The following is a 20,291-nucleotide window of genomic DNA, read 5'->3' on the forward strand; positions in this document are numbered from 1 at the left end:
CGGGGGTTTTGACCTTGGGAAATCGCAATTGGCAACGGCCTCAGCACTGTCGCACCAAACCCGGCGTACAATAAAGTAATAAAAATCATGCCTTATCCGCAATCATACCCATAGCCCCTAGTCTTGCTCGCCAGAAAGCCGGCATGGCCACGCTCACTGCAATTTACCTATGACAATTCATTCTTTGACTGGTGCCATTTCCTCGCGGTTTTATTCGCGCTGGCTGGCGGCCGATCCGGCACGCCCGGCAATGGCGGCAAGCCTTGCCGGATTATCGCTTGGCCCGGAGATTTTTGCCAAAGTTTTACAAAATGAAATGGCGGCCGGCATGCCCTTGCCGCGCGCCATGCGGCGCCTGCGCAACCTCGTCGTTGCCGTCCTGATCGAGCGTGACCTCACCGGCCGCGCCGACATGAACGAAGTGGTGACCACCATCAGCGAATTGGCCGAGTTCGTGCTGCGCACCCATGTCGCAGCGCTGAGCACGGAACTGATCGCGCGTCACGGCACGCCCATCGGCGACGAATCCGGCAGGCGCCAGGAGCTGATCGTGCTTGGTATGGGCAAGCTGGGCGGGCGGGAATTGAATGTTTCATCCGACATCGACCTCATCTTCGTCTATCCGGAAGACGGCGAAACCCGCACAGACAGCGCCGACCAGCGATCCCTGTCCAATCATGAATTTTTCACGCGCCTTGGCAAGCGCCTGATCAAGGACATCGGCGACATCACCGAGGACGGTTTCACCTTCCGCGTCGACATGGCCTTGCGGCCGAACGGCGCCTCGGGGCCGCTGGCAGCCAGCTTCGGCATGGTCGAGGAATATCTGATCGTGCAAGGGCGCGAATGGGAGCGCTACGCCTGGGTCAAGGCGCGCGCGCTGACCGGCCAGGCCGAGGATATCAGCGCACTCGAAGCCATCGTCAAGCCCTTCGTCTTCCGGCGCTACCTGGATTTCGGCGCGATCGAGGCGATGCGCGGCATGCATGCGCAAATCCGCGCCGAGGTCGTACGCCAGGAAACCCGGCACCCGGAGCGCAGCCACAACGTCAAGCTGGGACGCGGCGGCATCCGCGAAATCGAATTCCTTTCGCAAGTATTCCAGCTGATCCGCGGCGGCCGCGATGCCGAACTGCGCGACCGCTCCACCCGCACCACCTTGCGCACCCTGGCAGCCAAGCAATTGCTGGGCGCCGAGGAGGTTGAGCAGTTGCTCGCGGCATACACCTTCCTGCGCAATCTGGAACACCGCCTGCAGTACCTGGAAGATGGCCAGACCCATACCCTGCCGGCCAATGAAGCAGACCGCCTGACCATCGCCAACATGATGGGCTTTGCCGATACGCCGGCGCTGCTGACGGCGCTGGACGCCTGGCGCCGCTTCGTGGCCGCACGGTTCGACGCGATTTTCGCCGACAAGAGCGGCCAGGACAGCGACGAGGACGGCAGCCAGGTGGATATCCAGGCCGCGCTGGCGCATGGCGACGACCCCGACGCCTTGCAAGCGTCGCTGGCGGCGCTGGGATTCGTCGACCCGTCCGCGGCAGCCCAGCGCCTGCTGGCGACCTGGCAGTCGGCGCGCCTGCAATCGCTGCCGGCGACCAGCCGCAACCGCGTCATCGCCCTGATCAATTCCGCCCTGCCCCTGATTGCCGCCTGCCGCGACACGCAAACTGTCACCCTCAACCGCCTGCTCGACTTCTTCGAGGCGATCGTGCGGCGCGCCGCCTATCTGGCGCTCCTGATCGAGTACCCGCACGCGCTCAAAAGGGTGATTCGCATGATGCACTCGAGTAACTGGGCGGCCCAATACCTGACGCGTCATCCGATCCTGCTGGATGAATTGCTTGACGACCGCACCCTGAAAGCCGCGCCGGACTGGTCTGCCTTCAGCGCCGAACTGCAGCGCCAGATGGATGCGGCGGCCGGCGATACCGAGCGGCAGATGGATATCCTGCGCGAGATGCATCACGCGCAATTGATGCGTCTGCTGGCGCAAGACCTCGAAGGCGATCTGAGCGTCGAAAGGCTGGCCGACCATCTTTCCACGCTGGCCGATATCCTGGTGGGCGCCACCGTGCAGGCAGCCTGGCAAACCATCGCCAGCCGCCACCGCGAAACGCCGCAATTCACGGTGATCGCCTATGGCAAGCTGGGCGGCAAGGAACTCGGCTACGCTTCCGACCTCGACGTCATTTTCCTCTACGACGACGACGACCAGGAAGCGCCGGCCCACTACGCCAAACTGGCGCAGCGCTTCATCACCTGGATGACCAGCCACACTGCCGCCGGCATCCTGTTCGACGTCGATGTCGCCCTGCGCCCGGACGGCGCCAGTGGCCTATTGGTCACGAGCGTCGCTTCTTTTGAAAAATACCAGGCGGAATCGGCCTGGATCTGGGAACACCAGGCGCTGACACGCGCCCGCTTCTGCGCCGGCGACGCCGCCATCGGCGCGCGCTTCGAGGCGATCCGCGAAACGGTATTGCGCCAGCCGCGCGACGACAAGGCGCTCCGGCAGGAAGTCATGTCGATGCGGCAGCGGATGCACGCCGGCCATCCGAATGCCAGCACCTTGTTCGACCTGAAGCATGACGACGGCGGCATGATCGATATCGAATTCATGGTGCAGTACCTGATCCTGCGCTACGCCGCACAGCATCCGGAACTGGTTGCCGATATCGGCAACATCGCCTTGCTGAAACTGTGCGGCAAGCTCGGCCTGATCGATGCCGCGCTGGCCGAGCAGGTGGCCAACGCCTATCGCAGCTACCGCAAGCTGCAGCACCAGATCCGGCTGCAGGGCGAAGACAAGACGCGCGTGGAAGTGGCACGCGTGGAGGAGGACGCGGCAGCAGTCAGGCAGCTCTGGACACGCATATTCGGCTGAACCGGACTGCGCACCACCATAAAAAACGCCCCGGCCAGCGGGGCGTTTTTCATCTTGATACAACCAGAATTACTTGGCCGACATCAGTGCAACGGTGGTATCCAGCATGCGGTTGGAGAAGCCCCACTCGTTGTCGTACCAGGAAGTGACTTTCACCAGGCGGCCCGACACCTTGGTCAGTGTCGCGTCGAAATTGCTCGAAGCCGGGTTGTGATTGAAGTCGACCGACACCAGTTGCTCGGTTTGATAGGTCAGGATGCCTTTCAGCGCGCCTTCGGAAGCTTCCTTCATGATGGCGTTGACTTCGTCCACGGTGGTGTCGCGCTTGGCGATAAAGGACAGGTCGACGATCGAGACATTGATGGTCGGCACGCGGATCGCGAAACCGTCCAGCTTGCCGTTCAATTCCGGCAGCACCAGGCCGACAGCGGCGGCGGCGCCGGTCTTGGTCGGGATCATCGACTGGGTGGCGGAACGGGCGCGGCGCAGGTCTTCGTGCATCACATCGGTCAGCACCTGGTCATTGGTGTAGGCATGCACGGTAGTCATCAGGCCGGTTTCCAGGCCGATCTTCTCGTTCAGCGGCTGGACCAGCGGAGCCAGGCAGTTGGTGGTGCAGGAAGCGTTCGAGATGACGGTGTCAGTCGCCTTCAGGACGTTCTGATTGACGCCGAAGACGATGGTGGCGTCAACATCCTTGCCGCCCGGAGCGGAAATGATGACTTTCTTGGCGCCGCCCTTCAGGTGGGCCGAAGCCTTTTCCTTGGTGGTGAAAAAGCCGGTGCACTCCAGCACCACGTCAACATTCAGCTCGCCCCATGGGAGGTCGGCGGGATTGCGCTGCGCGAACACGCGGATCTTGTCGCCATTGACGATCATGTAATCGCCGTCGACTTCGACGGTGCCGGGAAATTTGCCATGCGCCGTATCGTAGCGGGTCAGGTGGGCATTCGACTGGGCATTGCCGAGGTCGTTGATGGCGACGATCTGGATATCGTTCTTTTTACCGCCTTCGTAGTGAGCGCGAAGGACGTTGCGGCCGATACGGCCATAGCCGTTGATTGCGACACGAATGGTCATGGTTTTCTCCTGGACTTGGTTGAGCTGAAAATCGAATTTGACGCTAATTTGTCTCTAATTTGTTGGGGACAGAGTACCGCTCTACCTTAATCGGTTGGGGACAGAGTACCGCTTCACTTAACTCTGTCCCCAATTGCAAGGATGCTGTCCCGCAATTTGCTTACTTCGCGGCCACCAGCTTCACGGCAGCGACGACCTTCTCGGTGGTAAAGCCGAAGTGCTTGAACAGCACGCCTGCCGGTGCCGATTCGCCGAAGGTATCGATGCCGATCACGGCGCCTTCCAGGCCGACATACTTGTACCAGAAGCCGGTCACCCCGGCTTCGACCGCCACGCGCGGCACGCCGGAAGTCAGTACGCTGGCCTTGTAGGCAGCATCCTGGCGATCGAACACATCGGTCGAGGGCATCGACACCACGCGCACCGGCACGCCCGCCTGCGCCAGTTCGTCGGCGGCCTTCACCGCCAGTTCGATTTCGGAGCCGGTGGCGATCAGGATCGCCTTGGCGTTCGGCGCATCCTTCAGCACATAGCCGCCGCGCCGGATGTTGGCGACCTGGGCGGCATCGCGCTCCTGGTACGGCAGGTTCTGGCGCGAGAAAATCAGGGTGCTCGGACCATCCTTGCGCTCGACTGCGCTGGCCCAGGCCACCGCCGACTCGACCGTGTCGCACGGACGCCAGTTGTCGAGGCCAGGAATCAGGCGCAGGCTGGAAACATGCTCGACCGACTGGTGGGTCGGGCCGTCTTCGCCGAGGCCGATCGAATCATGGGTGAACACGAAAATCGAGCGGATCTTCATCAGTGCCGCCATGCGCAGGGCATTGCGGCTGTAATCCGAGAATGTCAGGAAGGTTGCGCCGAAGGGGATATAGCCACCATGCAGGGCGACGCCGTTCATCACCGCGCTCATGCCGAATTCGCGCACACCGTAGTTGATGTGGTTGCCGGCCTGGTCGGCGCGTACTGCGACGCACTCCTTCCAGTTGGTCAGGTTGGAGCCGGTCAGGTCGGCCGAACCACCGAGGAATTCCGGCAGTACCGGCGCCAGTGCCTGGATGGCGTTCTGGCTGGCCTTGCGGGTGGCGATGGTTTCCTTCTTTTCCAGACAGGCGGCGATATAGCTGTCCACGGTTTGCTGGAAGTTGCCGGGTAATTCACCGTTCAGGCGGCGCACCAGTTCGGCAGCCTGCTGCGGATAACGCTCGCCGTAGGCCTTGAACAAAGTATTCCATTCGCCTTCGCGGGCCGCGCCGGCCGCCTTGGCATCCCAGACGGCATACACATCGGCGGGGATTTCAAAAGGGGCATGCGGCCAGTCGAGCGCTGTGCGGGTGGCGGCGATTTCCTTGTCGCCGAGCGCCGCGCCATGCACCTTGTCGGTGCCCTGCATGTTGGGGGCACCCTTGCCGATCACGGTCTTGCAGCAGATCAGGGTCGGTTTGTCAGAGCCGCGCGCCTGCGCGATGGCGGCATCGACCGCCGCCACGTCATGGCCATCGACCGCAGGAATCACGTTCCAGCCGTAGGCTTCGAAACGTTGCGGAGTATCGTCCTGGAACCAGCCGCTGACATGGCCGTCGATCGAAATGCCGTTATCGTCGTACAGCACGACCAGCTTGGACAGGCGCAAGGTGCCGGCCAGCGAGCACACTTCGTGCGAGATGCCTTCCATCAGGCAGCCGTCGCCGACGAACACATAGGTGTGGTGGTCCACGACGTTGAAGCCGGGCTGGTTGAATTCGGCCGCCAGCAGTTTTTCCGCCAGCGCCATGCCGACTGCGTTGCTGATGCCCTGGCCGAGCGGGCCGGTGGTGGTTTCGATGCCTGGCGTGATGTCCACTTCCGGATGACCCGGGGTCTTGGAATGCAACTGGCGGAACTTGCCGATTTCTTCCATCGACAAGTCGTAGCCGGCCAGGTGCAACAGGGCGTAGTGCAACATCGAGCCATGACCGTTCGACAGGACAAAACGGTCGCGGTTGCTCCAGCCCGGGTTGGCCGGGTTATGGCGATAGTGTTTCGACCACAGCGCCACGGCAATTTCTGCCATCCCCATCGGCATGCCGGGATGCCCGGAATTGGCTTTTTGAACAGCATCCATTGCCAATGCACGAATTGCATTGGCCATCTTCGAGGTCGGGAGCGAGGCAGTCATGTGAATGAGGGAACTTTACCAAATTAGAAAGGAAATGCTGTTGCAGGCGCGCTGTTGCAGACGATGAATCAGCGTGCGCCGGAGCAAAGCCGGTTATTTTACCAGAGCCGGCCACCCGTCAAGCATTTTGGGATACGATCCAGACCTTTGATAATAAAAGCGTATTGACCGGATACTGCAGCCATGCCGCGATTTTTCTGTTCCCACGCCCTGGCAATCGGCCAGATGATTTCCTTGCCGGAGGCGGTCGCCCGTCATGTCCAGGTCCTGCGCCTGGCGCCGGGCGACACGCTCACCCTGTTCAATGGCGAGGGCGGCGAATACGCCGCCACCCTGGCAAGTATCGACAAGCGGGGGGCAACGGCGGAAATCAAGGCATTTTCCCGGCGCGAAGCGGAGCTGGCACATGCCATCATCCTGGCCCAGGCTTTGCCGGAAGCCGCCAAGATGGACTGGATCATCGAAAAAGCGGTAGAGCTGGGCGCTGCAGGCGTGCAACCGCTGGCTGCGCAGCGCTGCGTGGTGCGCCTGGCAGCCGAGCGGGCGCAAAAAAAATTGCAACACTGGCAAGGCGTGGCGGTATCGGCAGCCGAGCAATGCGGCCGCAACCGCGTGCCGCAAATCGCCGACATTGCCAATTACCCATCCTGGATCGCCCGGCAAGATATACACCGCCGCATCCTGCTGACGCCGCGCGCCGAAATGTCGCTGACCGCCTGGGCGCGTCATCACCCGCCCCAGGCCCTTACCTTGATCATCGGCCCGGAAGGCGGCTTGTCAGGGGAGGAAGAAGATACAGCAATGCAACATGGCGCCCTCGCCTTGTCCATCGGCTCACGCATCTTGCGCACGGAAACCGCCGGCATGGCAGCATTGGCGGCGCTGAATGCCCTTTGGGGGGAGATGTAGCGCTGTAGCAGAGCTGTAAAGCCGCCCCGCCGCAGCGCAATCCGGTTTTCCCGTCAGGAACCCCCGGAAAAGATTTATAATTCAAGGTTTTGCGGCATTTTCAATTTTTGTCTTGATGAGAGTATTTCGCGGACTTCCCAATGCTGCCTCTCGCGCGCCCTGCGCGCTGACGATCGGCAACTTCGACGGCGTGCATCGTGGCCACCAGGCGCTGCTGGCGCATTTGCGCGCGGCCGCCGATCGGCTCGGGCTGGAAGCCGCAGTCATGACGTTCGAGCCGCACCCGCGCGAATTTTTCGCGCAAGTAAGCAAAGGTGCAGTGCAGGCACCGGCGCGCATTGCCAGCCTGCGCGACAAATTGCTGTCACTGTCCGGCAATAGCGTCGACCGCGTCATCGTCGAACACTTCAACGCCCATTTCGCCGCGCTGTCGCCAGAGGATTTTGTCGAAAAGATCCTGGTGCAAGGCTTGCATGTGAAATGGCTGATGGTCGGCGAGGACTTCTGCTTTGGCGCCAGGCGGGCCGGCAATCTCGACTACCTGGTCGATGCCGGCCGGCGCCATGGCTTCCATGTCGAATCGCTCTCGAACGTGATGGACGGCGACCAGCGGATTTCCTCTTCCGCTATCCGCGCAGCCCTGGCGGCAGGAGATTTTGGCGGGGCGGCACAAATGCTGGGGCATCCCTATACGATTTCCGGGCATGTCATCCATGGCCAGAAGCTTGGCCGCGACCTCGGTTTTCCGACCCTGAACCTGCGCGTCGCCCACAAAAACCCCGCGTTGTCCGGCATTTTCGTGGTACTGGTACATGGACTTGCAGAACAGCCGCTGCCCGCGGTGGCCAGCCTGGGCGTGCGCCCCACGGTGGATGACAGCGGCCGGGTGCTGCTGGAAACCCATGTGCTGGACTATGCCGGCAACTGCTATGGCAAGGTCGTGCGGGTTGAATTCCTGAAGAAATTGCGCGACGAAGAAAAATACGCCGATTTGCCGACCCTGACGGCGGCAATCTTGCGCGATGCCGAGCAGGCGCGCGACCATTTCCGCGAGACCGGGATGATGGCCGTATCGGCCACCGACCGAATTTGACGCTCGCCCGCGCACTCCCCCGGCGGCCCCGGGCGCAAGCCTGGCGCCATGCAAAGTATTCCGAATTTCAGTGAAAAGACAATATGTCCGACAATAAACCGAACAAGCCGGCCGCCAAGCCGCAAAGCAAATACCCGGTCAACATGACCGAAACGCCCTTCCCCATGCGCGGCGACCTCGCCAAGCGCGAGCCGCAATGGGTCAAGCAATGGCAGGACAAGAAAATCTACGAACGCATCCGCAAGGCGGCCAAGGGCCGCCCGATGTTCGTACTGCATGACGGCCCGCCATTCGCCAATGGCGACATCCACATGGGCCATGCGATGAACAAGATCCTGAAGGACATGATCATCAAGGCGCGTACCCTGGGCGGTTTCGATGCACCCTACGTGCCGGGCTGGGATTGCCACGGCATGCCGATCGAAATCCATATCGAGAAACAATACGGCAAGGGCTTGCCCGTCACCGAAGTGCTGGCCAAGTCGCGCGCCTATGCGAGCGAGCAGATCGAGCGGCAGAAAGCCGGCTTCATCCGCCTGGGCGTTCTCGGCGAATGGGATCGCCCTTACAAGACTATGGATTTCGGCAACGAAGCCGATGAACTGCGTACGCTCGGCAAGCTGATGCAAAAGGGCTATGTCTACCGCGGCCTGAAACCGGTCAACTGGTGCTTCGACTGCGGCTCCTCGCTGGCCGAAGCGGAAGTCGAATACCAGGACAAACGCGATCCGGCGATCGACGTCGGCTTCCCGTTCGCGGAACCGGACAAGCTCGCCCACGCCTTCGGCCTCGACAAGCTGCCGACCAAGGATGGGGCTGAAATGCGAGGTTACGCCATCATCTGGACCACCACCCCGTGGACCATCCCGGCCAACCAGGCACTGAACGTGCATCCCGACCATCGTTATGCGCTGGTGCAGACCGAACGCAATGGCGAAACGATTTTGCTATTGCTGGCAGTAGAGCTGGTTGCTGCCTGCCTGCAGCGTTACGGACTGGAAGGCAAGATCATTGCGACCGCGCCGGGTGAAGCGCTCTCCATGATCAATTTCAAGCATCCCTTTCATGATGCCGATCCCGGCTACCAGCGCTTGTCACCAATTTATGTAAGTGACTACGTAACCCTGGACACTGGCACCGGCATCGTTCACTCCGCTCCTGCCTATGGCGTGGATGACTTCATCTCGTGCAAGACGCATGGCATGAAGGATGACGAGATTCTCAAACCCGTCATGGGCGACGGCAAGTATGCCTCCTGGCTGCCTTTCTTCGCCGGCATGACGATCTGGGAAGCATCGAAACCAATTTGCGCCAAACTGGAAGAAGTCGGCTCGCTGTTCAAGCTGGTCATGTTCGACCACAGCTACATGCATTGCTGGCGCCACAAGTCACCCATCATTTACCGCGCCACCTCGCAATGGTTCGCCGGCATGGATATCCAGCCGAATGACAGCAACGACAGCTTGCGTGAAACGGCGCTGGCCGGCGTCGAGGCAACATCGTTCTATCCGGCATGGGGCAAGGCGCGCCTGCACGGCATGATCGCCAACCGTCCCGACTGGACCTTGTCGCGCCAGCGGCAATGGGGCGTGCCAATGGCTTTCTTCGTGCACAAGGAAACCGGCGAACTGCATCCGCGCACGCCTGAACTGCTGGAAGAAGTCGCCAAGCGCATCGAGCAAGGCGGCATCGAAGCCTGGCAAGCAATCGATCCGAAAGAACTGCTGGGTGACGACGCCAATAATTACGTCAAGAACAGGGACACGCTCGATGTCTGGTTCGACTCGGGCTCGACCCATCAGACCGTGCTGCGCGGTTCGCATGCCGTGCAATCACACTTCCCGGCCGATCTTTATCTGGAAGGTTCCGACCAGCATCGCGGCTGGTTCCATTCTTCCTTGCTGACCTCGTCCATGCTCAACGGCCGCGCGCCGTACAAGGCCTTGCTGACGCACGGCATGGTGGTCGATGGCGAAGGCAAGAAAATGTCCAAGTCGGTCGGCAATGTGGTGTCGCCGCAAAAGGTATTCGATACGCTCGGCGCCGACATCCTGCGCCTGTGGGTGGCGTCCGGCGATTATTCGGGCGAATTGACCATCTCGGATGAAATTCTGAAGCGCGTCACCGAAGCCTACCGCCGTATCCGTAACACCCTGCGCTTCCTGCTGGCCAATACCTCCGACTTCGATCCGGCGAAAGACGCCGTGCCGACTGCCGACCTGCTGGAAATCGACCGCTATGCGATCGCCCGCATGGCGCAGCTGCAGGCCGAAATCACGCAGCACTACGACGCCTATGAATTCCACCCCGTGGTCGCCAAGCTGCAGATGTACTGCTCGGAAGATCTCGGCGGTTTCTACCTCGACATCCTGAAGGATCGCCTGTACACCGCCGGCACCACTTCAGCGGCAAGGCGCTCGGCGCAGACCGCGATCTGGCACATCAGCCAGGCATTGCTGCGGGTGATGGCACCGATCCTGTCGTTCACCGTCGAGGAAGCCTGGCCGATCCTTGCCGGCGAGGCAGCCTATACCGCCAGCGACGAAACCATCTTCACGCAAACCTGGCACGTGCTGCCGGAAGTCGCCGATGCAAACGCGTTGCTGGGCAAGTACACCAGTCTGCTGGCGTTGCGCGCCGAAGTCACCAAGCAGCTGGAAGAAGTGCGCATGGCCGGTGGTATCGGCTCGTCCCTGCAGGCCGAGGTGGAAATCAAGGCGGCCGGCGACAAGTACGCCTTGCTCGACGGCCTTGGCGACGACCTCAGGTTTATCCTGATCACCTCGCAGGCAACGGTAACGCAGGTGGCAAGCGCCGATGAAGAAGCGGTACTGGTCACGCCTTCAGTGCAGCAAAAATGCGAACGCTGCTGGCACTACCGCGCCGATGTCGGCGCCCATGCCGAGCATGCCGGCCTGTGCGGCCGTTGCGTATCCAACCTGTTTGGCGCCGGCGAAGCGCGCAAGTTCGCCTGAAAGAGATAGCCATGGCAAAAAAAAGCGGTTTCTCCACAAGCGGCGGCAATTCCCTCATGCCCTGGATGGGCATTGCCACCATTGTCCTGCTGCTGGACCAGCTCTCCAAGATCACCATCACGCGGCTGTTTTCCTATGGCGAATCGGTGGCGGTGACATCCTTCTTCAACCTGGTGCTGGTGTATAACAAGGGAGCGGCCTTCAGCTTCCTTGCCAACCAGGGCGGCTGGCAGCGCTGGTTCTTCACGGCACTCGGCATCGGCGCCGCGCTGTTCATCGTCCACCTGCTCAGGCGCCATGCCGGCCAACGCATGTTCTGCTGGGCACTGGCTTTGATTCTGGGCGGCGCCATCGGCAACGTGATCGACCGCATCGCCTATGGCCATGTGATCGACTTCCTCGACTTCCACGTCGGCGGCTGGCACTGGCCGGCCTTCAACGTGGCCGACAGCGCAATCTGCATCGGCGCGGTGCTGTTCGTGCTCGACGAGTTGCGACGAGTGAAAAAATAATGCAGGGAGCATTGCGCATGGAACTCGCTGGAAAAAAAATCGTCCTGGGCCTCTCCGGCGGCATCGCCTGCTACAAGGCCGCTGAACTGGCACGCACCCTGGGCAAGGCTGGCGCCTCGGTGCAGGTGGCGATGACCGACGCTGCCACCCACTTCATCACCACCGTGACCATGCAGGCGCTGACCGGCAAGCCGGTCTATACCGACCAGTGGGATGGGCGCATCGCCAACAACATGGCGCACATCGATCTCTCGCGCGAGGCCGATGCCATCGTGATCGCGCCCTGTTCGGCCGACTTCCTGTTCAAGCTGGCGCACGGCGCCTGCGACGACCTGCTGTCCACCCTGTGCCTGGCGCGCCCGACCGGCCTGCCGCTGCTGGTGGCGCCGGCGATGAATGTCGAGATGTGGCAAAACCCGGCGACGCAACGCAATGTCGCCCGCCTGAAAGACGACGGCATCCTGGTGCTGGGGCCGGACGCCGGCGCGCAAGCCTGCGGCGAAACCGGCATGGGGCGCATGCTCGAACCCGAACAATTGTTCGAAGAAATAGTGGCCGCATTCCAGCCCAAGCTGTTGGCTGGCAAGCGCGTGCTGCTGACCGCCGGCCCGACCTTCGAGCCGATCGACCCGGTGCGCGGCATCACCAACCTGTCCTCGGGCAAGATGGGATTTGCGATTGCCCGCGCCGCCCGCGAAGCCGGTGCGCAAGTCACCCTGGTAGCCGGGCCCACCGCGCTGCCGACGCCCTATGGCGTATCGCGCATCGATGTGCAAACCGCGCAGCAGATGCATGACGCGGTGCTGGCGCAGGTCGGCGACAAGGATATCTTCGTTGCCGTGGCCGCGGTAGCCGACTGGCGGGTGGTCGGCGCCAGCGAGCAAAAGCTGAAAAAAACTGCGGCCGGCGCTCCGCCGCAACTGCAGCTCGAACCCAACCCCGACATCCTGGCCACGGTGGCCGCCTTGCCCAACCGGCCCTATTGCGTCGGGTTTGCCGCCGAGTCCGAGAACCTGGCACAGTATGGCGAAGAAAAGCGCCAGCGCAAGAACGTCCCGCTATTGATCGGCAACATCGGCCACCAGACTTTCGGCCGCGACGACAATGAGCTGATTTTGTTCGAAGACAGCGGGCAAACCACGCTGGCGCGCGCGACCAAGCAGGAGTTGGCGCGCCAACTCGTCGCCGCGATTGCGCGGCGCATCTGATTCAATTCGATTCACGATTTCCCCTTACTCCCGCCTCCATCCATGAAAATCATCGACGTCAAGATTCTCGACCCGCGCATGCAAGAGCAGCTGCCCGCCTATGCCACCGGCGGCAGCGCCGGGCTCGACCTGCGCGCCTGCATCGATGCACCGCTGACAATCAAACCGGGTGAAACCCAGCTGATCCCGACCGGCCTCGCAATCCATATCGGCGACCCCGGCTATGCGGCGATGATCCTGCCGCGCAGCGGCCTGGGCCACAAGCATGGCATCGTGCTGGGCAACCTGGTCGGCCTGATCGACTCCGACTACCAGGGCCAGCTGATGGTGTCGACCTGGAACCGCGGCCAGAGCGAATTCGTCCTCAACCCGATGGAGCGGCTGGCGCAACTGGTGATCGTGCCGGTGCTGCAGGTCGGTTTCAATGTGGTCGAGGAATTCGACAGCAGCGAACGCGGCGCCGGCGGCTTCGGCAGCACCGGCAAACATTGAAAGGATTTTCCATGACCGAGCGCATCTCCCGCAATCCCGGCCGCAGGCGACTGCCAGTTCGCCTCGCCTGCCTGCTGCTGCCGGCCGCCCTGCTGGCAGCCTGCGCCATGCCGCCCCAGCAGCCGGGGCAACCGACTCCGGTCATCGGCGGCACGCCGGCGGCGCCGGGTTCTGCGCAACAGCAGGCCTTGCGCGCCATCGCGGAGGCGCAAAGCCGGATCGATCGCGTCGCCGGCCCGCTGCTGGTGAATAACGCGCCGCTGTGCAAGTCCCACGCGTACAAGCTGCTCGGCTTTGCCGCCAAAAACAAGTATTCCTATTCGGCCGATCTGGCCGAAACCGTACAGCAGACCTTCGGCTATGGCGAACGCCTGCAGGTCACCAACGTGCTGGCCGGCAGCGGCGCCGAGCGCGTCGGCGTGCGCCGCGGCGACATCCTGATCGCCGCCGACAACAAGGAACTCCCGCCGGGCGACCAGGCCGAGCGCCAGGCCGCCGCCGTGCTGGCGCCGCTGGTGCGCAGCCGCTCGCTGGTCAAGCTGACGGTCGAGCGCAACGACGCCCGCCAATCACTGACAGTGCCGCTCACGCAGTCCTGCGGCTTCAGCATCGACCTTGGCAACGCCGACCATGTCAATGCCTACGCCGACGGCCGCCGCATCGTCATCACCCGCGGCTTGTTGAACTTCGCGCGCTCGGACCAGGAACTGGGTTATGTGATCGCGCGCGAGATGGCCCACAATATCCTCGGCCATGCCGCCAGACAGCGCCTGGGCGCCACCATGGGCGGCATTATCGACAACCTGATTCGCGTCAATCCGGATCTCGACACCATGACCGGGCGCTCCGGCGTGACGCCCTATCCAGCGACGCTGGATGCCGAGGCCGACCGCCTGGGGCTCTACCTGGCGGCGCGTGCCGGTTACGACGCCAGCGCCGCAGCGGCGTTCTGGCGCGGGCTGGCCGAGCGCACGCCCGCCTCGGTGGCGAACGGCTATACCGCCATCCACCCGGACAGCGAGGCGCGCCTGGCAGCACTGGAAAAGGCGGCCGCCGAAATCCGCAGCAAACAGGCGGCAAAACGTCCCCTGCTGCCCTAGTCCCTGACCTGCTAGGGCGACAAAATCAAAAGCCCGGCGCATTTGCATGCGCCGGGCTTTTTGTTTGCGGCTGCGGTGTGCCGGGCTGGCCTGATCGACCTACTCGATCTCGGCGGCCTCCAGCGGCGCTGCAGGCGGTACGACGTCGCCTTCGATGAAATCCAGCCTGACCTGGTCTTTCTCGTCCAGGTCCACCGTCACCCTGCCGCCCGAGACCAGGCGGCCGAACAGCAGTTCGTCGGCCAGCGCCTTCCTGATCATGTCCTGGATCAGGCGCGACATCGGCCGCGCGCCCATCAACGGGTCGAAGCCCTTCTTCGCCAGGTAGCTGCGCAGCTTTTCGGTGAAGATGGCATCCACCTTCTTCTCGTGCAGCTGCTCTTCCAGTTGCATCAGGAACTTGTCCACCACGCGCAGGATGATTTCCACGTCCAGCGCCTTGAAGCTGATGACGGCATCGAGGCGGTTGCGGAATTCCGGCGTGAACATGCGCTTGATATCCGCCATCTCGTCGCCCGCTTCACGCTGCTCGGTGAAACCGATGGTGCGCTTCTGCAGGCTTTCGGCGCCGGCATTGGTGGTCATGACGATGATGACGTTGCGGAAGTCCGCTTTGCGGCCGTTGTTATCGGTCAGCGTGCCATGGTCCATCACCTGCAGCAGGATATTGAAGACATCCGGATGCGCCTTCTCGATCTCGTCAAGCAGCAGCACCGAATGCGGCTTCTTGGTGATTGCCTCGGTCAGCAAGCCGCCCTGGTCGAAGCCAACGTAGCCCGGTGGCGCGCCGATCAGGCGGCTGACCGCATGACGCTCCATGTACTCCGACATGTCGAAACGGATCAGCTCGATGCCCATGATGAAGGCCAGCTGCTTGGCGACTTCGGTCTTGCCGACGCCGGTGGGACCGGAGAACAGGAAGGAGCCGATCGGCTTGTCGGTCTTGCCCAGGCCCGCGCGCGCCATCTTGATGGCCGACGCCAGCGCCTCGATCGCAGGATCCTGGCCGAACACGACGTTCTTCAGGTCGCGCTCGATGGTCTGCAGCTTGCTGCGGTCATCCTGATTCACCGTTTGCGGCGGAATGCGCGCGATCTTGGCGATGATGTCCTCGATCTCGGCCTTGCCGATGGTTTTCTTTTGCTTGGACTTCGGCAGAATGCGTTGCGCCGCACCGGCCTCGTCGATGACGTCGATGGCCTTGTCCGGCAGGTGGCGGTCGTTGATGAAACGGGCCGCCAGTTCTGCCGCCGTGGTCAGGGCCGATGCCGAATACTTGATGCCGTGGTGTTCCTCGAAACGCGACTTCAGGCCGCGCAGGATCTGCACGGTCTGTTCGACCGTCGGCTCATTGACATCGATCTTCTGGAAGCGCCGAGACAGGGCGTGATCCTTCTCGAATACGCCGCGGTATTCGGTGAAGGTGGTGGCGCCAATGCATTTGAGCTGGCCGCTCGACAGCGCCGGCTTCAACAGGTTGGACGCATCGAGCGTGCCGCCCGACGCCGCGCCGGCACCGATAATGGTGTGAATCTCGTCGATGAACAGGATGCCGTTCGGGTTATCCTTCAACTGCTTCAACACTGCCTTGAGGCGCTGTTCGAAGTCACCGCGATACTTGGTGCCGGCCAGCAGCGCACCCATGTCAAGCGAATACACGACCGCATTCTGCAGCACTTCCGGCACATCGCCTTGCGTCACGCGCCAGGCCAGGCCCTCGGCGATGGCGGTCTTGCCGACGCCGGCTTCGCCCACCAGCAGGGGGTTGTTCTTGCGGCGGCGGCACAGGGTCTGGATGACGCGCTCGACTTCAGCTTCGCGGCCGATCAGCGGATCGATCTTGCCCTCGGCGGCTGCCTTGTTGAGGTTCTGGGTAAACTGCTCGAGCGGGCTTTCCTTGGCCTGGCCTTCGACCTGCGGGTCTTCCCCGCCTTCGGGCGACTTTTGCGCATCGCCCTGCTGGTCCTTGCGTACGCCGTGCGAAATGAAGTTCACTACGTCCAGGCGCGTGACGCCCTGCTGGTGCAGGTAGTACACCGCATGCGAATCCTTTTCGCCGAAGATGGCCACCAGCACGTTGGCGCCGGTGACTTCCTTCTTGCCATTTGACGCCGACTGCACGTGCATGATGGCGCGCTGGATCACGCGCTGGAAACCGAGGGTCGGCTGGGTATCGACTTCGCTGGTGCCCGGCACCGTCGGCGTGTTGTCGCTGATGAAGTTGGTCAGCGTTTTGCGCAGGTCGTCGATGTTGACGGCGCAGGCGCGCAATACTTCGGCTGCCGACGGATTGTCCAGCAACGCAAGCAACAGGTGCTCGACAGTGATGAACTCATGCCGGGCCTGGCGCGCCTCCACGAAGGCCATATGCAAACTAACTTCAAGTTCTTGCGCAATCATGCTTCCTCCATCACGCACTGCAAGGGATGCCCTGCTTTCCTGGCGTGGGTTAATACCAACTCGACTTTTGTGCACGCGATATCCTTGGGATACACGCCGCACATTCCTCTTCCATCGCGGTGCACCTTGAGCATAATTTGCGTGGCAGTCTCACGGTCCTTGCTGAAAAATTCCTGGATGATCGCCACCACGAACTCCATCGGGGTGTAATCATCATTTAACAATAACACCTGGTACATGGGAGGGGGCTTGAGCTTTTGCTCCTGCCGCGCCAGTACCGTACTGTTGTCATGCTTAGTTGCCATGCGTCTATTCTAATGCTTTCACTTAGGTACGCAACGCCCGAAAATAATTCACACTACAATTTTTAACGATATTACGCCCTTTCTTGATAGTGCGCAGATGGCACCTGCCTAGCGTAAAACAAGTGGAAATTGTTGCGATCACGCATAAATCGACAAATTCCCTTGCCGATAGGCCTTGACTTTATCTTTTTTTCCTAGAACAATGAACAATATTGGCAAGGGTGAAAGTTGCGCGCTTGTTAATAAGAAGTGAGCAGGTTTGGAGAGGGCAGCTCTGCGCGAGCCTTCTTGCTTTTACGGCTCGTGTGATTAGTTCAATTTGAAAGAAGCTTTTATGGCAACAGGTACTGTCAAGTGGTTTAACGATTCCAAAGGTTTCGGCTTTATCACTCCGGATGATGGCGGCGAAGATCTGTTCGCACACTTTTCCGCAATCCAGATGAATGGCTTCAAGACCCTCAAAGAAGGTCAAAAAGTCCAGTTCGAAGTCACGCAAGGCCCCAAAGGCAAGCAAGCTTCCAATATTCAAGCGCCCTGATTACAGTCAGTTTGCTGAATGAAAAGCCCCGCTACCGCGGGGCTTTTTTTATTGCCGGCCAGGCTGCACGCATGGCGCAGACCTGGCGCAGCAGGTGCATCAATTAAAAAAGCCGGACCAGGTCCGGCTTTTGATGCATCTGCAGGCGCAGATTACATGTGTTCGATCAGGACATCGCCGAAGCCCGAGCACGACACCTGGGTAGCGCCTTCCATCAGACGGGCAAAGTCGTAGGTGACCTTTTTCGAATTGATCGATTTTTCCATCGAGCTGATGATCAGATCGGCAGCTTCCAGCCAGCCCATGTGGCGCAACATCATTTCCGCCGACAGGATCAGCGAACCCGGGTTGACGTAGTCCTTGCCGGCGTATTTCGGCGCGGTGCCATGGGTCGCTTCGAACATCGCCACCGAATCCGACAGGTTGGCGCCCGGCGCGATGCCGATGCCGCCGACCTGTGCTGCCAGGGCGTCGGAAATGTAATCGCCGTTCAGGTTCAGGGTGGCGATCACGCTGTATTCGTTCGGACGCAACAGGATTTGCTGCAGGAAGGCGTCGGCGATCGAATCCTTGACGATGATGTCCTTGCCGGTCTTCGGATTCTTGAACTTGCACCACGGGCCGCCGTCGATCAGCTCGGCGCCGAATTCGCGTTGTGCCAGGGCGTAGCCCCAGTCGCGGAAACCGCCTTCGGTGTACTTCATGATATTGCCCTTGTGGACAATGGTCACCGACGGCTTGTCATTGTCGATGGCGTACTGGATCGCCTTGCGCACCAGGCGCTCGGTGCCTTCGCGCGACACCGGCTTGATGCCGATACCGGAAGTGCCCGGGAAGCGGATTTTCTTGACGCCCATTTCCTTGACCAGGAAATCGATCAATTTCTTGGCGCCGTCGGAACCTTCGGCCCATTCGATACCGGCGTAGATGTCTTCCGAGTTTTCACGGAAAATCACCATATCGGTCTTTTCCGGCTCGCGCACCGGCGAAGGCACGCCCTTGAAGTAGCGCACCGGACGCAGGCAGACGTACAGGTCGAGTTCCTGGCGCAGCGCCACGTTCAGGGAACGGATGCCACCGCCCACAGGGGTGGTCAGCGGGCCCTTGATCGAGACGACGTAGTCTTTCAGGACTTGCAGGGTTTCTTCCGGCAACCAGACGTCCGGGCCATACACCTTGGTCGATTTTTCGCCGGCATAGATTTCCATCCAGCTGATCTTGCGCTTGCCGCCGTAAGCCTTGGCGACAGCGGCATCGACCACCTTGATCATGACCGGGCTGATATCCACGCCGGTGCCGTCACCCTCGATATAGGGGATCACCGGATTGTCGGGAACAGTCAGGGAATAGTCGGCATTGACGCTGATTTTCTTGCCGTCGGCGGGTACTTTAATATGTTGAAACATCTTGGTCTCCGGATGGAAGGAGGAAATGGCCCGGTGTTTTTTTACAAGCGCCGGTTCTGAATCGAGTGCGAGTCTTATATAAGACATAAGACAACGTTTCGTATTATGCACTAGAATTTTACTTTGTGCCATATTGTGGCAATAATTTGGGCCGCTGACAAGCGCTGGAAGGCCTGTTTGCAGCAGTTCACAGGCGCCCGCGCCCAAGTCATGCAAGTACAATGATGCGGGCCGCTTGCGTGCTTGCCCTGTCTAAAATCAATATGCCGCTTATCCTCTTCAACAAACCCTATCAAGTCATGTGCCAGTTCTCGCCCCACCCTGGGCGGCAGAGCCTGGCCGATTACCTGTCCATACCCGGCATCTACCCTGCCGGGCGGCTCGACGCCGACAGCGAAGGCCTGGTATTGCTGACCGATGACGGCAAACTGCAGCATGAGCTGAGCCACCCTGCGCACAAGCAGCCGAAAACCTATATCGTGCAAGTGGAAGGCCAGACCGATGCGGCGCAACTGGCGCGCCTGTCCGGGCCGCTGGACCTGGGCGATTTCACCACCCAGCCCTGCCATGCGCGACAAATCCTGCCGCCGGAGTGGCTGTGGCCGCGCGATCCGCCGATCCGGCAGCGCGCCACCAATCCGACCAGCTGGCTGGCAATTACACTCACTGAAGGCAAGAACCGCCAGGTGCGGCGCATGACCGCTGCGGTCGGCCTCCCTACCCTGCGCCTGGTACGCATCGCCATTGGGCCTTTTACGCTGGCAAGCCACCCGCTGATGCCGGGGGAATGGCGCGAAGTGGCTACGAGCGAGTTGCGCCGCTAGTCACCGGCGATTGCGCGACGGACAGAATTTTGGGTTCCCTCAAAAAACTGTCAACCAGGTGCACTGAATCCCGTTATTGGCTGTGATTCAACAGAATCGCCACATTCATGATCACCTCTTTTAGGAGTATCAAATGAAGAAGATTATCGCTGCCCTGGTTGCCGGTCTGTTTGCCACTTCCGTTTTCGCCCAAGCTGCTGCTCCTGCAACCTCTGCAACTCCGGCCACCCCGGCTGCTCCGGCTGCCGCTGCGCCTGCTGCTGAAAAAGCACCGGCCAAGAAAACGCACACCAAGAAAACCACCAAGAAGGCCACGCACGCCAAGCACGCCGCTCCTGCTACCGCAACCCCTGCAGCGCCTGCCGCAGCCGCTCCTGCAGCCGTCAAGTAATTCACTTCAG

Annotated in this window: 16 protein-coding genes; 11 read left to right on the forward strand and 5 right to left on the reverse strand. The window is 61.2% G+C overall.

Translation table 11 applies throughout. The annotated features are described in order from the left end of the window. Positions 1–169: 169 nt before the first annotated feature. A complete protein-coding gene (glnE, locus tag D3878_RS09375) occupies positions 170–2,890 on the forward strand; it encodes a bifunctional [glutamate--ammonia ligase]-adenylyl-L-tyrosine phosphorylase/[glutamate--ammonia-ligase] adenylyltransferase (RefSeq protein WP_119785231.1) in 2,721 nt (906 codons plus the stop codon). Positions 2,891–2,959: 69 nt separating this feature from the next. Here the strand turns inward: glnE and gap are convergent, their stop codons facing one another. Both gap and tkt read right to left on the reverse strand, forming a co-directional pair. Then, positions 2,960–3,970, reverse strand: coding sequence for a type I glyceraldehyde-3-phosphate dehydrogenase (gene gap, locus D3878_RS09380; RefSeq protein WP_119785232.1), 1,011 nt, complete (start codon positions 3,968–3,970; stop codon positions 2,960–2,962). A 160-nt stretch (positions 3,971–4,130) separates the two neighbouring features. Beyond that, a complete protein-coding gene (gene tkt / locus D3878_RS09385; RefSeq protein ID WP_119785233.1) occupies positions 4,131–6,128 on the reverse strand; it encodes a transketolase in 1,998 nt (665 codons plus the stop codon). A gap of 183 nt (positions 6,129–6,311) precedes the next feature. Between tkt and D3878_RS09390 the strand changes: the two genes are divergently transcribed. The 7 genes from D3878_RS09390 to D3878_RS09420 all read left to right on the forward strand — a co-directional run bounded on the left by D3878_RS09390 (position 6,312) and on the right by D3878_RS09420 (position 14,417). After that, a complete protein-coding gene (locus D3878_RS09390) occupies positions 6,312–7,037 on the forward strand; it encodes a 16S rRNA (uracil(1498)-N(3))-methyltransferase (RefSeq protein ID WP_119785234.1) in 726 nt (241 codons plus the stop codon). A gap of 115 nt (positions 7,038–7,152) precedes the next feature. After that, complete coding sequence (locus D3878_RS09395; protein WP_119785235.1) at positions 7,153–8,130, forward strand: bifunctional riboflavin kinase/FAD synthetase; 978 nt, start codon at positions 7,153–7,155, stop codon at positions 8,128–8,130. An 83-nt stretch (positions 8,131–8,213) separates the two neighbouring features. Further along, entirely contained in the window at positions 8,214–11,105 is a 2,892-nt protein-coding gene (gene ileS / locus D3878_RS09400; protein ID WP_119785236.1) for an isoleucine--tRNA ligase, read from the forward strand. 11 nt (positions 11,106–11,116) lie between these two features. Continuing rightward, positions 11,117–11,617: a signal peptidase II gene (gene lspA / locus D3878_RS09405; protein ID WP_119785237.1), complete on the forward strand. Its 501-nt coding sequence runs from the start codon at positions 11,117–11,119 to the stop codon at positions 11,615–11,617. A gap of 17 nt (positions 11,618–11,634) precedes the next feature. Further along, the gene (gene coaBC / locus D3878_RS09410; RefSeq protein WP_119787798.1) at positions 11,635–12,825 is read left to right on the forward strand and encodes a bifunctional phosphopantothenoylcysteine decarboxylase/phosphopantothenate--cysteine ligase CoaBC; all 1,191 of its coding nucleotides are present in this window, start codon (positions 11,635–11,637) and stop codon (positions 12,823–12,825) included. Positions 12,826–12,867: 42 nt separating this feature from the next. Next, positions 12,868–13,317, forward strand: a complete 450-nt coding sequence (dut, locus tag D3878_RS09415; protein WP_119785238.1) for a dUTP diphosphatase — start codon at positions 12,868–12,870, stop codon at positions 13,315–13,317. Between the two features lie 11 nt (positions 13,318–13,328). Beyond that, positions 13,329–14,417, forward strand: a complete 1,089-nt coding sequence (locus D3878_RS09420) for a M48 family metallopeptidase (RefSeq protein ID WP_119785239.1) — start codon at positions 13,329–13,331, stop codon at positions 14,415–14,417. Positions 14,418–14,516: 99 nt separating this feature from the next. On the opposite strand, the gene clpA is transcribed toward D3878_RS09420, so the two are convergent. Then, positions 14,517–16,817 (reverse strand): ATP-dependent Clp protease ATP-binding subunit ClpA, encoded by a 2,301-nt coding sequence (gene clpA / locus D3878_RS09425; RefSeq protein ID WP_119785240.1) that lies wholly within the window; start codon positions 16,815–16,817, stop codon positions 14,517–14,519. After that, positions 16,814–17,122, reverse strand: coding sequence for an ATP-dependent Clp protease adapter ClpS (gene clpS / locus D3878_RS09430; RefSeq protein ID WP_119785241.1), 309 nt, complete (start codon positions 17,120–17,122; stop codon positions 16,814–16,816). The genes clpA and clpS overlap by 4 nt, the downstream gene beginning before the upstream one ends. A gap of 334 nt (positions 17,123–17,456) precedes the next feature. Between clpS and cspE the strand changes: the two genes are divergently transcribed. Then, positions 17,457–17,660: a transcription antiterminator/RNA stability regulator CspE gene (cspE, locus tag D3878_RS09435; RefSeq protein ID WP_009665919.1), complete on the forward strand. Its 204-nt coding sequence runs from the start codon at positions 17,457–17,459 to the stop codon at positions 17,658–17,660. A 152-nt stretch (positions 17,661–17,812) separates the two neighbouring features. Here cspE and icd read toward each other — a convergent pair whose 3' ends face one another. Next, positions 17,813–19,066, reverse strand: a complete 1,254-nt coding sequence (icd, locus tag D3878_RS09440) for an NADP-dependent isocitrate dehydrogenase (RefSeq protein ID WP_119785242.1) — start codon at positions 19,064–19,066, stop codon at positions 17,813–17,815. 263 nt (positions 19,067–19,329) lie between these two features. Here icd and D3878_RS09445 point away from each other — a divergent pair, with 263 nt between their 5' ends. Next, positions 19,330–19,890 (forward strand): pseudouridine synthase, encoded by a 561-nt coding sequence (locus tag D3878_RS09445; RefSeq protein ID WP_119787799.1) that lies wholly within the window; start codon positions 19,330–19,332, stop codon positions 19,888–19,890. 133 nt (positions 19,891–20,023) lie between these two features. After that, entirely contained in the window at positions 20,024–20,281 is a 258-nt protein-coding gene (locus D3878_RS09450) for a hypothetical protein (RefSeq protein ID WP_119785243.1), read from the forward strand. Positions 20,282–20,291 lie beyond the last annotated feature (10 nt).

Origin of the sequence: Noviherbaspirillum sedimenti, assembly GCF_003590835.1 — a bacterium.
Classification (GTDB): Bacteria; Pseudomonadota; Gammaproteobacteria; order Burkholderiales; family Burkholderiaceae_D; genus Paucimonas; species Paucimonas sedimenti.